The organism is Pseudomonas sp. TE6283 (assembly GCF_054060555.1).
This window is the reverse complement of the sequence record NZ_JBSSDH010000010.1, coordinates 76,803-91,230: the sequence shown is the minus strand read 5'-3', so window position 1 is coordinate 91,230 and position 14,428 is coordinate 76,803. Positions and strand designations below refer to the sequence as shown.

Sequence of the window (14,428 nt, the reverse complement as noted above, 5' to 3'; positions counted from 1 at the left end):
ACCGCTCAACCACGGGTACCGGACAAGTCCACCGATGAACGGTCGCGCGCCCATCCGGCGATTTGCGACCGGGGCGTTTGCCCCTGCCTTCGCACGGCCATAGAATGCCCGGATGCATAATGACGACCTCTCCCTCCTGCTGAACTCCCTCAACGACGCTCAACGCCAGGCCGTGGCGGCCTCGGTGGGGCGCCAACTGGTGCTGGCCGGCGCCGGCTCGGGCAAGACCCGCGTGCTGGTGCACCGCATCGCCTGGCTGATCCAGGTCGAACAGGCCTCGCCGCACTCGATCCTGTCGGTGACGTTCACCAACAAGGCCGCGGCGGAAATGCGCCAACGGATCGAGCAACTGCTGGGCATCAACCCGGCTGGCATGTGGGTCGGCACCTTCCACGGCCTGGCCCACCGCCTGTTGCGGGCGCACTGGCAGGAAGCGGGGCTGGCGCAGAACTTCCAGATCCTCGACAGCGACGACCAGCAGCGCCTGATCAAGCGGGTGATCCGCGAGATGGGCCTGGACGAGCAGAAATGGCCGGCGCGCCAGGTCCAGTGGTTCATCAACGGCCAGAAAGACGAAGGCCTGCGCCCACGGCACATCCAGGCCAGCGGCGACCTGTTCCTGGCCACCATGCGTGACATCTATGTCGCGTACGAGCAGGCCTGCGATCGCGCCGGGGTCATCGACTTCTCCGAGCTGCTGCTGCGTGCCCTCGACCTGTGGCGCGACCACCCGGACCTGCTCAAGCACTACCAGCGCCGCTTCCGCCACCTGCTGGTGGACGAGTTCCAGGACACCAACGCCGTGCAGTACGCGTGGTTGCGCCTGCTGGCCTCCGGTGGCGACAGCCTGATGGCGGTGGGCGACGACGACCAGTCGATCTACGGCTGGCGCGGCGCCAAGATCGAGAACATCCACCAGTACACCGCCGACTTCCCGGACGCCGAGCTGATCCGCCTGGAGCAGAACTACCGCTCCACCGGCGGTATCCTCAAGGCTGCCAACGCCCTGATCGCCAACAACAGCGGGCGCCTGGGCAAGGAGCTGTGGACCGACATGGGCGAGGGCGAACCGCTCACGCTCTATGCCGCGTACAACGAGCACGACGAGGCGCGCTACGTGGTCGAGACCATCGAAAGCCTGGTCAAGCAGGGCAACGCGCGCAGCGAGATCGCCATCCTCTATCGCTCCAACGCCCAGTCGCGGGTGCTGGAAGAGGCCCTGCTGCGCGAACGCATCCCCTACCGCATCTATGGCGGCCAGCGCTTCTTCGAGCGCGCCGAGATCAAGAATGCCATGGCCTACCTGCGCCTGCTCGAAGGTCGCGGCAACGACGCGGCGCTGGAGCGGGTGATCAACGTGCCGCCACGGGGCATCGGCGAAAAGACCGTCGAGGCCATCCGCGACCACGCCCGCCACAGCCAGCTGTCGATGTGGGAAGCCATGTGCCAGCTGCTCGCCGCCAAGGCCCTCAAGGGCCGCGCCGCCAGCGCCCTGGGCGCGTTCATCGAGCTGCTGGAGAACCTCGCCGCCAAGGTGCTGGACATGCCGCTGCACCTGATGACCCAAACGGTCATCGAGCAGTCCGGGCTGATCGTCTACCACCAGGAAGAGAAGGGCGAGAAAGGCCAGGCCCGGGTGGAAAACCTTGAGGAACTGGTGAGCGCAGCGCGCAACTTCGAAACCAGCGACGAAGACGCCGACCTCTCGCCATTGTCGGCGTTCCTCGGCCACGCCTCGTTGGAGGCCGGCGACACCCAGGCCGACGAGCACGAGGACAGCATCCAGCTGATGACCCTGCACAGTGCCAAGGGCCTGGAGTTCCCGTACGTGTTCCTGGTGGGCATGGAGGAAGGCCTGTTCCCGCACAAGATGAGCCTGGAAGAGCCCGGCCGCCTCGAAGAGGAGCGCCGCCTGGCCTACGTGGGCATCACCCGGGCCATGCGCCAGCTGGTCATGACCTACGCCGAGACCCGCCGCCTGTATGGCAGCGAGACCTACAACAAGGTATCGCGCTTCGTCCGGGAGATCCCCGCCGGGCTGGTGCAGGAGGTGCGTCTGTCGAATACCGTCAGCCGTCCGTTCGGCGGCGCGAAGACGCCGGCCAGCAGCCTGTTCGCCAACGCCAGCATCCCGCAGACCGCCTTCAGCCTCGGCCAGCGGGTGCAGCATGCGGTGTTTGGCGAAGGCGTGATCCTCAACTTCGAAGGATCTGGCGCCCAGGCGCGGGTGCAGGTGAACTTCTCCGAGGGCAGCAAGTGGCTGATGCTGGGCTACGCCAAGCTGGAAGCTATCTGACCGAATCGAACGACACGCCCCTGTAGGAGCGGCCTTGCGTCGCGAAAGGGGCGCGCAGCGGCCCCAGATTCCGAGCCGCCATTGAAATTGCTGGGGCTGCTGCGCAGCCCTTTCGCGACGCAAGGCCGCTTCCACAGGGGGCAGTTTCCCAGCTCAAAGGGCTGGGCGATCACCTACAGGTGAACGCATAGATCCGGTCAGTCAGGCAAAAGCTCGAAACATCTTGTCGCTGGCTATGTCTGTCAGTTCATGTGCACCATGACGCGCGTGCAATCCACACAAACGGGAATCCCCATCTTATGCAACGTTTTCTTAGCATCGCTCTGGCGCTCTGCGTCGGCCTGACGCTGAGCCTCGACGCCAACGCCAAGCGCTTCGGTGGTGGCAAGAGCTCGGGCTCCGCGCCTATCCACCAGACCCGCCAGGCCACCCCGACCACGCCTGCCGCCGCCCCGACCGCTCCTGGTCGCGCACCAGCCGCCGCCAGCGGTGCCTCGCGCTGGCTGGGCCCACTCGCCGGCCTCGCCGCCGGTGGCCTGCTGGCCTCCATGTTCATGGGCGACGGCTTCGATGGCATGCAGATCCTCGATTTCCTGATCATGGGCCTGATCGCCTTCCTGGTCTTCCGCTTCATCGCCGCGCGCCGTCGCCAGCAGCAGCCGCAACACGCTGCCGCCGGCCATGCCCCGTACCAGCGCGAAGCCCAGCCGCAGGCCGCCCCGCAGTCGATCTTCGGCGGCTCCGCCGCGCCGGTCGCCTCGCCTGTGATCAACGCCCCGGCCTGGTTCAACGAAGCCAGCTTCCTGTCCGCCGCCCGTTCGCACTTCCAGTCGCTGCAGCAGCACTGGGACGCCAACGAGATGGACAAGATCGCCGAGTTCGTCACCCCGCAGATGCTCGAGTTCCTCAAGCGCGAGCGTGCCGAGCAGGGTGAAGGCTTCCAGTCCACCTACATCGACGACCTCGATGTGCAACTGGACGGCGTCGACGAGCGCGCCGACCAGACCGACGCCACCCTGACCTTCCGTGGCGTGTCGAAGACCTCGCGCTTCGACCAGGGCGAAGCCTTCAGCGAAAGCTGGCACATGGTTCGCGCCCATGGCGAAAACCAGCCTTGGCTGCTGGCCGGTATCCGCCAAAACGGTTAACCGTCGCACGTTGCAGAAAAAACCCCGGGCCTGTCCCGGGGTTTTTGCTTTTGCCAGAGCGGCCTACTAGGGTATAACGCGCAGCGTTGTCATAAGGTCAGAGGATGTGAACCGTGGAAGAAGTGATCGAACAACTCCGTGAAGCCAACGAGCCGGTACCGGTGCCGCTGGAACTGCCGGACGAGGATCAGCTGGTCGAGATCGAGGAAGAGCTGTTCATCAACATCCCGTTCGTGTTCAAGGAATACCTGCTGACCGTCAGCGACGTGGTGTATGGCAGCCTCGAGCCGGTGACCGTGACCGATCCGCAATCCCACACCTACCTGCCGGAAGTGGCGGCCAACGCCTGGGACGCCGGCGTGCCTCGCGACCTCATTCCCATCTGCCAGGACGGTGACGACTACTACTGCGTCGAAGAGGACGGCACCGTGGTGCTGTGGTCGGGTGAAGAAGAAATCGTCACCGAGGAAAGCTGGGAATCGGTCTGGCACTGGGCACGGGATGTCTGGCTGGAAAGCTGAATGAGAAATACCCGCATAAAGTGATGGCTTATCGCTACCCATCACTCGTAGAATCGCCAGGCTCTCTGCGCCTGGCGACACTGCTACCGCTCCATCCCCTCGGACGACGGTGAAATCTCGCGCAGAAAGCGTTAACCGCTCAGTGCGAATGATCGCGGTTGTTCTCCAACGTATCCAGCAACGCCACCTGCATCCGCGTATGCACCCGGATCAGCCAGCGCCACAACAGCGCCACTACCACCGCCGCCACCACGACGATGACCAGCAGCAGTTCGCTGGTCGGCAGGATGCTTGCCGACAAGGCCGACAGCAGCAGGAAGATCACCAGCAGTGACAGCAGCGGAATCACCTCGGCGATCACCCGCCGTACCCGCTGGGTATGCCGCCCGGCCATCTCGGGTTTGACGCCCATCTCCGCCAGCAACATCGACAGCGCCTTGAGCTTGCGATACGCGGCGATCAGGAACGGCAGCGACAGCAGCAATGCCGCGCCCCAGATCAGCGCCTTCTGCTGGCCGGCATCCGCCACCCACTCGCTCAACCAGCTGCCGATGCGCCCGGCGAAATAACCGCCACTGAAGAAGATCGCGATCACCAACGCCAGGTTGACCCCGACCTGCAGCAGAATGCGTCGGATCATCGCCGCCAGCATGGCCCCCTCGCCCTGCGGCTGGATGCTGCGCAACCATTCGCCGTACAGCGACAGCACCCGTGCCACGCGGCTCGGCACCACCTTGCCCAGCCTGATAGACAACGGATCGGCGGCACGGATCAGGTACGGCGTCAGCAAGGTGGTGATGGCCGACACCGCCACTGCGACCGGATAGAGAAAGTCGCTGGTGACCTGCAAGGTCACCCCCAGGGCGGCGATGATGAAGGAGAACTCGCCGATCTGCGAAAGCCCCATCCCCACGCGCAACGAGGTGCGCCCGTCGTTGCCGGCGATGAACGCGCCCATGCCGCAGGAAAGCATCTTGCCCAGTACCACCGCCAGGGTGATGACCACGATCGGCCAGGCGTACTCGACCAGGATCGACGGGTCGATCATCAGGCCGATGGCGACGAAGAAGATGGCGCTGAACAGGTCGCGAACTGGCTCGATCAGCCGTTCGATCTTCAGCAACTGGCGCGACTCGGCCATGATCGCGCCGATCAGGAAGGCACCGAGCACCATGCTGTATTCGAGCTTGACCACCAGCAGGCAGAAGCCAAAACACAGGCCCAGCACGGTGATCAGCAGCATCTCGTTGCTTTCGAATTTCGCCACGTAGGCCAGCAGCCGCGGCACCAGCAGGATGCCGATGACCAGTGCGACGATCATGAACAGCGACAGCTTGCCCACGGTGGAGAACACTTCGCCGGAACTCACCGAGCCGCTGACGGCGATCCCCGACAGTAGCGCGATGATGCCGATGCCGAGGATGTCCTCGACGATCAGCACGCCGAAGATCAGCTGGGCGAAACGCTCGTTTTTCATCTTCAGGTCGTTGAGCGCCTTGACGATGATGGTGGTCGAGGAGATCGCCAGGATCGCCCCGAGGAACAGCGAATCCATGGTGTTCCAGCCGAACCAGCGACCGATCTCGAACCCGATCCAGATCATCAGGACGATTTCCAGGAACGCCGCGATGAAAGCCGTGGCGCCAACCTTGAACAGCTTGCGCAGGCTGAACTCCAGGCCCAGGCAGAACATCAGGAAGATCACCCCAAGTTCGGCCAGGGTCTTGATGGTGTCTTCGTCGTGGATCAGACCGAACGGCGGCGTGTGCGGGCCGATGATGAAGCCGGCGACGATATAGCCCAGCACCACCGGCTGCTTGAGGCGATGGAAGAGGATGGTGACCACCCCGGCAACCAGCATGATCACCGCCAGGTCCTGGATGAAGCTGATGGCATGCATGGCGTGATACTCCTTGTTTTCGATGCACGGGGCGAACCGCTCCTCTGCCGGACGATCCTTCGGCGCGGAGCAGGCCCATACTGTTGTGATAGACGCAAAAGCCCACGTTGCATGGGCGTCGTCAGGTTAACATCGCGCCTTGCCACAAAATGCCGATGCAATATGCAGAAACAGATCGGCCGATTCGACACCGCCGATGGCAAGATTGGCGTGACGATGGAGCGTCAGCCGACGTCCCGTACCAGGATGGGAAACCTCAACGAGGGGAAACAGAAGTGTCTGCAGATACCCGCCCCGAATCCGTGCAAATTCACCGTGAGCTCTCTATGGAACCTGGAAACGCCCAGCTGACCATGACCGTCCTGATGACACCGGACATGGCCAACTTCTCTGGCAACGTACACGGCGGCACCCTGCTCAAGTACCTCGACGAAGTCGCCTATGCCTGCGCCAGCCGCTATGCCGGCACCTATGTGGTGACCCTGTCGGTGGACCAGGTGATCTTCCGCGAACCGGTGCATGTCGGCGAGCTGGTGACCTTCCTGGCCTCGGTCAACTACACCGGCAACACCTCGATGGAGGTGGGCATCAAGGTGGTCACCGAGAACATTCGCGAGCGCTCGGTGCGCCACTCCAACAGCTGCTTCTTCACCATGGTCGCGGTGGACGACGACCGTCGCCCGGTGAAGGTACCACCGCGCCAGCCGCAGAGCAGCGAGGAGAAGCGCCGCTTCCTGCAGGGCCAGCAACGCCGCCAGATCCGCCAGGAGCTGGAACAGCGCTACCAGAACCTCAAGACTGATTCGATCTAATAGAGCAAACGCTGCGCCTCGAAGCGCACCCGCGGGTGGGCGATGCGGTCCTGGGCTCGCACCAGTTGCAGTTCATAGCTGGTGCAGGCCTGGGTTTCCAGCAGCACTTCATGCACGGCGGCGGCGGTGAATTCGAAAGCCTGTAGCCAGTCGTCGCCCAGCAGCACGCGGGCGAGGAACAGCCCGGAGGTCAGGTCGCCCACGCCCACCGGCTGGCGTGGGAAGGCCAGCAAAGGCCGGCGCAGGTGCCAGCTGGCATCGCGAGTCACCAGCAGCATCTCGAAGGCATCGTCCGCCCGCTGTGGATAATTCAGGTGCTTGACCAATACCACCTGCGGCCCGCGCTCCAGCAACCCGCGCGCCATGCCCACGCAATCTTCCAGCGACTGCGCGCGACGGCCACAGAAGCTGTCCAATTCGAGCTGGTTCGGGCACAGGATATCGGCCTTGGCGACCGCCTCCTCGAGCAGGAACTCGCTGACCTCCGCCGGCACGATGCAGCCCTTCTCGGCATGCCCCATGACCGGGTCGCACAGGTACAGGGCGTTGGGATTGACCGCCTTGATCCGCTCGACGCCGGCCAGGATCGCCCGCCCCTGCTCGGCACTGCCCAGGTAGCCCGATAACACCGCATCGCAATGGCCCAGCTCACCGATATTGGAAATGCCTTCCACCAACGCGGGAATTTGCGCTGGGGCAAGCACTTCCCCGGCCCACTGTCCATACTGAGTATGGTTGGAGAACTGTACGGTGTTGAGCGGCCAGACGTTGACCCCGACCCGCTGCATGGGAAACACCGCGGCGCTGTTGCCGGCGTGTCCAAAGACCACGTGGGACTGAATGGCGAGCAGGTGCGGTGTACGTTTCATGCGGGACGATTCCGAAACTGTGTGAAGAAATGTGCGGCCCGCAGTATGAACCCGATTGCCATCTGTACGACAGGCCAGAGACGCAGTTAAGCTGGATCGACCTGTCTGGAGCTTACGCAAATGCTGACCCTGGAAAACCTCTTCGTCCTGATGCTGGTGGCGACCGCAGGCGCCTGGCTGTGGCACAACCACGGGCTGCGCGAAAAGGCCCTGGCACGGGTCAAGCAGCATTGCGCCAAGCTCGACCTGGAACTGCTCGACGACGCGGTGGCGCTCAAGCGCATCGCCTTCGTGCGGGACGCCAACGGCAGGAAGCGCCTGGCGCGCATCTACAACTTCGAGTTCACTGTCACCGGTGAACAGCGCCACCCCGGCACCGTCACCCAGTTCGGCGCCCACACCATGCAGATTGAACTCGCGCCCTATCCGTTCGAGATCAAGACCCCGCCACGTGCCGACAACGTCATCGAGATGCAGCAGTGGCGCCAGGAGCACAACCGCTGGCGCAATTGATCAACGGATCAGCGGGCAGCAGCCGATGGCGGCTTGCAGGGCCCGCAAGGGTTGCGGCTGATCGAAAATCAGCTCGATGCGCGAGTCCTTGCGCCATTCGCTGGAACGCCATTCCAGCGTCCCGCCTTCAAGGCCATTGAACGACTGCCAGCCTTCGGTGCTGTGGATAACGCCCTTCGCCCGGCGCCACGGCCATTGCTCGAGCACACCGCGCAGCACGGCCGCGTCGAAGCATTGGTCGGGATGCCAGCGCCAGCCGATGCTCCAACCTCCCTCCCCCTGCTGAAACTGGCAGATCGGCTGTCGTGGATCGGTCCACAGGGTGGGCAGCGGCACTGCGCCGTTATCCACAGGCAGGCTGCCATAGTCAACAGTGCCCGATGCCACGGGAGCTGAAAGAGGCAATGCAGCAAGCGGCAGTACCCCGTGATTCGTCCAGCGCGCCGGTAATGCAGGTAGTGATTCAGTTATCAACAAGCATTCGGCTTCATCCACACCACTCGCCTTGTTGAACACCAGCATCCCAGCCTTCGCCAGTGCCTGGCGCTGAGCCTCGGGCAGGACGTCCCCCCGGGACAGGGCCGCGGCATCCAGCACCATCAGCAGTGGCTGCACCGACAGTACGCCAGTCCAAGGTGCGCGTCCCAGTTGCTCCAGCAACTCGACCGGGTGACCGAGGCCGGACGGTTCGATGAACAGGCGGTCCGGGCGCGCCTTGCGCAGCAAGCGGCCAAGCCCCACTTGGAACGGTGCGCCATTGACGCAGCACAGGCAGCCTCCCGCCACTTCACCGATGGCGATGCCCGCCTCGTCGCGGCTGAGCAAGGCGGCATCGAGGCCGACCTGGCCGAACTCGTTGACCAGCACGGCCCAGCGCTCGCCAGCCGGACGCTGGTCCAGCAGGTGGCGGATCAGGCTGGTCTTGCCGGCGCCGAGGGGGCCGGCGATCACATGGGTAGGGATATTCTGCAGCATGGCTCGGTATCGGGGTGGATTGTTGCCAGTCTATACCGCCGGGCTCCCGATTCATGCCAACCAATCCAGGCTCAGCAACAATCGACGCTCCCCGGCGGGCGTCAGCGGTGACCGGTGGACCAATCCCGCCCCCTCGTTACCCAGCCACTTCTCCCCCTTGAGCAGGGCCACCTCTCCCGCCGCCAGGCGCCGAACTTTATCCACACCCGGTAACGACTGCTGCAAGCGCGCGCGATCGATCGCTCCCTCCGCCAGCCATTCGCTGCCCGCGCCGGCATAGGTGCTGAGCAGGCGCACCGGCACATGGTCCACATGCATTCGCGGGCACATCGCCCCGTCCAGTACCCGCACGCGCACACCGAGACGACGGGCGCCCAGCAGGCAGGTATAGGCAGCCACCAGCCAAGCCACATCTGCGACGAAACCGTCATAGCCGTGCAGATCGGCGGCCTCCCTGAGCAAACCGGGCAAGGCTGGCGGGTGGCGTTCATCCACCTCGATCACCCGCTCATCGGCCAGGGATTGGCCAAGGCTGAGCACCAGGTTGGCGAAGTCCTCCACCTGGGCCGGCAGGCGGCGCTGCCAGACCGCCAGGTTGACACCATCATGAAGGATGTCGGTCATCACCTGGGGCGATTCACCGAACACCTGGCGGATATCCACAGTCATGCCACCGCGTCCTCATGCCAGGCCCCGAAAGGATCGGGCAGACGCAGCCAGGCCATCGGCCCCAACTCCATCTCGTCGTCCGTGAGCAGGCAGGCCTCCAGCTCCGTGGATAACCGCTCGAAGTCGATGTTCTGCCCGATGAACACCAGTTCCTGGCGGCAATCGCCGCTTTCCACCGACCACTGCTTGAGGATCGCCGCGGTACTCTCTTCGTCCTGCGGCCATTGCTCTCGTGGCACGAAGCGCCACCAGCGCCCCGCCAGGCCGTGACGCATCATGCCACCGGCCTGGGACCAGCTCCCGGCCTCCTGGTACTTGCTGGCCAGCCAGAAGAAGCCCTTGGAACGCAGCAACCGGCCGTTGCTCCAGGGCGTGTGGATAAAGTCGAAGAAGCGCTGCGGGTGGAACGGCCGACGTGCCTGCCAGGTGCTGGCGGCGATACCGTATTCCTCGGTTTCCGGCACATGCTCGCCACGCAGTTCGCGCAGCCAGCCCGGAGCCTGGGCCGCCTGGTCGAAATCGAACAGGCCGGTATCGAGGATGCGCGACAGCGCCACCTGGCCCATCACCATCGGCACGATTTGCGCCCGGGCATTGAGGCTGCGCAGGATGGCCACCAGCTCCTCACGGTCAGACTGGCTGATCAGGTCGATCTTGCTCAGCAACAGCACGTCGGCGAACTCGACCTGCTCGATCAAGAGGTCGCTGATCGAGCGCTCGTCCTGCTCACCCAAGGTCTCGCCACGGCTGGCGAGACTCTCGGCGGCCTGGTAGTCGCGCAGGAAGTTCAGCCCGTCGACCACGGTGACCATGGTGTCCAGGCGCGCCATGTCGGAGAGGCTGCGCCCCTGCTCGTCGCGAAAGGTGAAGGTCTCGGCGACCGGCAGCGGCTCGGATATGCCGGTCGACTCGATCAGCAGGTAATCGAAGCGGCCCTCACTCGCCAACCTCGCCACCTCTTCCAGCAGGTCCTCGCGCAAGGTGCAACAGATGCAGCCGTTGCTCATCTCCACCAGTTTTTCTTCCGCCCGGTTCAGGCTGACGTTGCGCTGGACCTCGCTGGCATCGATGTTGATTTCGCTCATGTCGTTGACGATCACGGCGACGCGCAGGTTGTCGCGGTTGCGCAGGACATGGTTGAGCAGCGTGCTCTTGCCGGCGCCGAGGAAGCCGGACAGCACGGTGACAGGGAGACGGTTGGGCATGACTAACCTCATCGGGCAGGCGCATTCGAATCGATGCATTGCACAATGTTATATTATAACAATACAATTTCGCCAAGCCGTGTCGACCGAACGGTTGTCTGGAGAGCGTCATGAAATCATCCGGCCTCGCTGCCTTGCTGCTGCTCGCAGCACCTATGCAGCTTCTCGCCATGCCCCACACCGACCTCGCCCTGTGCACCCGCAGCGCGACCCTGCTCGCCTGCCAGGATGGCCAAGGCAACTACTACAGCGTGCGTACCGAAGGCAGCACCTTTTACCTGCGAGGCTACGAAGTAGCAGGCAAGCGCCTGTGGGCTCAGACCAACAGCCGCTACGGCACGCTGACCTTCTTCACCGGGCTGGCCAGCGACGGTGAAGCCTGGGTGGGCTACAGCCGTCGCATCGGCTGGACCACCCTCAACCGTGTCTCCAGCTCCAGCGGTCAACGCTTCAACCTGCACTGCAGCCTTGTCGGCGGTTGCCGCTGACTGCCATCACTTCAGGATCCTTCCATGTCTAGCCTTGCCCTTCCCGACATCGCCACACAAAGCAGCCAGCAGACACTGCCGCTGGACTGGGTCGGCATGTGCGGTATCGCCCTGCCGCTGCTGGTCGACGGACGCAGCCTCGGCGCGCACGCCGATGCCGGCGTGAGCCTGGATGACGGCTCAGCCCGGGGCATCCACATGTCACGGTTGTACCTGGCGCTGGAAGCGCTGGAACAGCAAGCCTTGAGTCCACGCCTGATTCGCCGGACGCTCGAGCAGTTTCTCGCCAGCCACGAGGGCCTTTCGAACGCCGCCTACCTGCGCCTGGCGTTCGATCACCTGCTCAAGCGCCCGGCGTTGGTCAGCCCGCTAGCAGGCTGGAAACGCTACCCAGTGAGCATCGACGCACAGCTGAAAGATGGAATGTTCCACGTGGAACTATCGGTGCACATTCCCTACTCCTCGACCTGCCCATGCTCGGCGGCGCTGGCCAGACAGCTGATCCAGGCGCAATTCGACCGGGACTTCGCTGGCCAGTCACTGGAGAGGGAGCGTGTTCGCCAGTGGCTTGGCAGCAGTGACGGCATCGTTGCGACACCCCATAGCCAAAGGAGCATGGCCAAGCTGCAGGTCCGTCTGGACGGCGACGCGTTCAGGCTGACCGAGTTGATCGAGACTGCGGAGGCCGCCTTGGGCACGGCCGTACAGACGGCAGTCAAGCGCGCCGACGAGCAGGCCTTCGCCCTGGCCAACGGACAGAACCTGATGTTCTGCGAGGATGCCGCCCGCCGCTTGCATGCGGCCTTGCGAACGCTAACGGGCATAAGCGGCTTCAGCGTGCGCGTGGAACATGCAGAGAGCCTGCATGCCCACGACGCGGTGGCGGTCAGTCGTTATCGCGGGTGACCGATCAGGTACGCGGTTTGACCGTTCCACAGTCATTTCCAAGCCAGACCGCCCGTGTATCCATGCTGCCCTGCTGCTGGACCCCGGAGGCATTGAAGGTGCCGTTGACCTTGGTCAGGAACTCCCGGTCGCTGAGGAAGGTGGCCTGGCCGTTACCCTGGGCCTTGGGGCAACTGAACTGGAACTTCCAGACATTGCCATTGCGCTCGGTGATCTTCTGCGTGCAGCCCGATTGCGGATCCTGCAGCGGAATGTCATTGGTCTTGACCTGCTCCGCGGTCAGGCACGAGCGCACCCCCTTGCCCCCCACCGTGATGCCCTGCTTGGCCAGGGCACCTTCCATCATCGCCCGTTGCTCCGGCGGCAGGTTCTTCAACTGACCGAGCATGAACTCCATGTCCGGCAACGGCTTGCCATCGACCTGCATGTTGCTGGTGGTCAGCTCCCACAGGCCGGGTTGCAACATCTGCGCGTGAACCAGCGGGCTGCCCAGCCCCAGCACCAGGGCGAGCAGTGGCAGACGAATCTTCATGGATGAAAGCTCCTCGAAATACCGGCTCTTGCCGGACTGAGCCGTTAGACGTCAAAAACGCCTGCGGGTTGCAGGCCACCCCTCGAACGTGGTCTGTTAGGCAGCAGTGCTCTCGGCAAGCAGGATGCGTATGGATTTCCACAGCCCCTACTTCTTCGGTTACTTGCTCGGCCTGATTCATTTGCTCGGCCTCGTCGCCGCGCTGCATGCGGTGTTCACCGTACGCACCGCCCAAGGTGCGATCGCCTGGGCCATGTCGCTGCTGTTCATCCCCTACCTCACCCTCATCCCCTACCTGGTGTTCGGCGCCCGTTCCTTCTACGCCTACATCCAGGCCCGACGCCAGGCCAACCAGGAAATGCACGTGGCCATGGCCAACCTGAACTGGCGGCCCTGGGTGGAGGAAGCGCTGACCGCCCGCGAGTCCGACAGCTACGCCGCCCTGCGCGCCATGCCCAAGCTGGGGCGCATGCCGTGTCTGGCCAACAACGAGGTGAAGCTGCTGATCGATGGCGCAGCCACCTTCGAGGCGATCTTCTCGGCCATCCGCATGGCGCGGGACACCGTGCTGGTGCAGTTCTTCATCATCCATGACGACGCCCTCGGCCGGGAGTTGCAGCAACTGCTGCTGCGCAAGGCCGCCGAAGGCGTGCAGGTGTTCGTGCTGTACGACCGCGTCGGCAGTCATGCCCTGCCAGCCAGCTACAGCCAGGTGCTGCGCGACGGCGGCGTGCAGATCGAGGCGTTCGCCACCCGGCGTGGCTGGTTCAATCGTTTCCAGGTCAACTTCCGCAACCATCGCAAGATCGTCGTGGTCGATGGCGTGCAAGGCTTTCTCGGCGGGCACAACGTGGGCGACGAATACCTCGGCGCACACCCCAAGCTGTCACCGTGGCGCGACACCCATGTGCAGATCGGCGGCCCGGTGCTGGCCTGCCTGCAAGAATCCTTCGCCGAGGACTGGTACTGGGCCACGCGCCAGCTGCCGCCGCTGATCCTGCCCGACGTCTACCCGGAGAACGGCGTACTGTGCCAGGCCTTGGCCAGCGGCCCGGCCGATCCACAGGAAACCTGTGCGCTGTTCTTCCTCGAGGCGATTCACTCGGCCACCCGGCGGGTATGGATCACCAGTCCCTATTTCATCCCCGACGAAGCCATCTTCGCCGCCCTGCGTCTGGCAGTGCTGCGGGGTGTCGACGTACGTATCCTGATTCCCTCGCGCCCCGACCACCGCATCGTCTACGCCGCCTCCAGCCTGTTCGCCTTCGAGGCGGTACGCGCCGGAGTGCGTATGTTCCGTTACCTGCCCGGTTTCCTGCACCAGAAGGTGGTGCTGGTGGACGATGAGGTCAGCGCCATCGGCAGCGCCAACCTCGACAACCGCTCGTTCCGGCTGAACTTCGAGATCACCCTGCTCACCGTGGACCGCACTTTCGCCGACCAAGTCGAACGGATGTTGGAGAATGACTTCGAACAAGCCCGGGAGATCACCGCGGAAGACAGCCGCGACACCCACCGCCTGCAACAGTTGGGGATGCGTATCGCGCGGTTGATTTCACCGATCCTGTGACCCGGCGAGCCTAGTCGGCACGCC

General features: G+C 64.1%; 14 protein-coding genes. 8 read left to right on the top strand and 6 right to left on the bottom strand.

All coding sequences use genetic code 11. The annotated features are described in order from the left end of the window. Positions 1–112 precede the first annotated feature (112 nt). The 3 genes from uvrD (at position 113) to ACVWZ5_RS15285 (ending at position 3,965) form a co-directional block, all read left to right on the top strand. On the top strand, positions 113–2,296 hold the full coding sequence (gene uvrD / locus ACVWZ5_RS15295) for a DNA helicase II (protein WP_028689997.1): 2,184 nt from the start codon (positions 113–115) through the stop codon (positions 2,294–2,296). A 299-nt stretch (positions 2,297–2,595) separates the two neighbouring features. Continuing rightward, the gene (locus tag ACVWZ5_RS15290) at positions 2,596–3,444 is read left to right on the top strand and encodes a Tim44 domain-containing protein (RefSeq protein ID WP_062360080.1); all 849 of its coding nucleotides are present in this window, start codon (positions 2,596–2,598) and stop codon (positions 3,442–3,444) included. Positions 3,445–3,557: 113 nt separating this feature from the next. Continuing rightward, positions 3,558–3,965, top strand: coding sequence for an SMI1/KNR4 family protein (locus tag ACVWZ5_RS15285; RefSeq protein ID WP_028689999.1), 408 nt, complete (start codon positions 3,558–3,560; stop codon positions 3,963–3,965). A gap of 139 nt (positions 3,966–4,104) precedes the next feature. Here the strand turns inward: ACVWZ5_RS15285 and ACVWZ5_RS15280 are convergent, their stop codons facing one another. After that, a complete protein-coding gene (locus ACVWZ5_RS15280) occupies positions 4,105–5,865 on the bottom strand; it encodes a cation:proton antiporter (RefSeq protein ID WP_084940857.1) in 1,761 nt (586 codons plus the stop codon). A gap of 326 nt (positions 5,866–6,191) precedes the next feature. Here ACVWZ5_RS15280 and ACVWZ5_RS15275 point away from each other — a divergent pair, with 326 nt between their 5' ends. Beyond that, the gene (locus tag ACVWZ5_RS15275) at positions 6,192–6,677 is read left to right on the top strand and encodes an acyl-CoA thioesterase (RefSeq protein WP_023629682.1); all 486 of its coding nucleotides are present in this window, start codon (positions 6,192–6,194) and stop codon (positions 6,675–6,677) included. Here the strand turns inward: ACVWZ5_RS15275 and pdxY are convergent. Continuing rightward, positions 6,674–7,546 carry a pyridoxal kinase PdxY gene (pdxY, locus tag ACVWZ5_RS15270; protein ID WP_062575643.1) on the bottom strand — a complete coding sequence of 291 codons (873 nt, stop codon included), beginning with the start codon at positions 7,544–7,546 and terminating at the stop codon, positions 6,674–6,676. The genes ACVWZ5_RS15275 and pdxY overlap by 4 nt on opposite strands. Positions 7,547–7,666: 120 nt before the next feature. Between pdxY and ACVWZ5_RS15265 the strand changes: the two genes are divergently transcribed. Then, positions 7,667–8,059: a DUF3301 domain-containing protein gene (locus ACVWZ5_RS15265; protein WP_050707579.1), complete on the top strand. Its 393-nt coding sequence runs from the start codon at positions 7,667–7,669 to the stop codon at positions 8,057–8,059. Here the strand turns inward: ACVWZ5_RS15265 and ACVWZ5_RS15260 are convergent, their stop codons facing one another. From ACVWZ5_RS15260 to zigA, 3 genes are read right to left on the bottom strand one after another with little or no spacing between them, the layout of a single operon-like run. Beyond that, a complete protein-coding gene (locus tag ACVWZ5_RS15260; RefSeq protein ID WP_186600105.1) occupies positions 8,060–9,034 on the bottom strand; it encodes a CobW family GTP-binding protein in 975 nt (324 codons plus the stop codon). It abuts the gene before it with no gap. Positions 9,035–9,085: 51 nt separating this feature from the next. Continuing rightward, positions 9,086–9,703: a DUF1826 domain-containing protein gene (locus ACVWZ5_RS15255; protein ID WP_062575645.1), complete on the bottom strand. Its 618-nt coding sequence runs from the start codon at positions 9,701–9,703 to the stop codon at positions 9,086–9,088. Next, entirely contained in the window at positions 9,700–10,908 is a 1,209-nt protein-coding gene (gene zigA, locus ACVWZ5_RS15250; RefSeq protein WP_062575646.1) for a zinc metallochaperone GTPase ZigA, read from the bottom strand. The genes ACVWZ5_RS15255 and zigA overlap by 4 nt, the downstream gene beginning before the upstream one ends. A 110-nt stretch (positions 10,909–11,018) precedes the next feature. Between zigA and ACVWZ5_RS15245 the strand changes: the two genes are divergently transcribed. After that, positions 11,019–11,396, top strand: a complete 378-nt coding sequence (locus ACVWZ5_RS15245; protein ID WP_028690005.1) for a hypothetical protein — start codon at positions 11,019–11,021, stop codon at positions 11,394–11,396. 24 nt (positions 11,397–11,420) lie between these two features. Continuing rightward, on the top strand, positions 11,421–12,302 hold the full coding sequence (gene folE2, locus ACVWZ5_RS15240; RefSeq protein WP_457340714.1) for a GTP cyclohydrolase FolE2: 882 nt from the start codon (positions 11,421–11,423) through the stop codon (positions 12,300–12,302). Positions 12,303–12,306: 4 nt separating this feature from the next. Here folE2 and ACVWZ5_RS15235 read toward each other — a convergent pair whose 3' ends face one another. After that, complete coding sequence (locus tag ACVWZ5_RS15235) at positions 12,307–12,834, bottom strand: DUF3617 domain-containing protein (protein WP_050707585.1); 528 nt, start codon at positions 12,832–12,834, stop codon at positions 12,307–12,309. 130 nt (positions 12,835–12,964) lie between these two features. Between ACVWZ5_RS15235 and cls the strand changes: the two genes are divergently transcribed. Continuing rightward, positions 12,965–14,404 (top strand): cardiolipin synthase, encoded by a 1,440-nt coding sequence (gene cls, locus ACVWZ5_RS15230; RefSeq protein ID WP_197865983.1) that lies wholly within the window; start codon positions 12,965–12,967, stop codon positions 14,402–14,404. Positions 14,405–14,428: the final 24 nt, after the last annotated feature.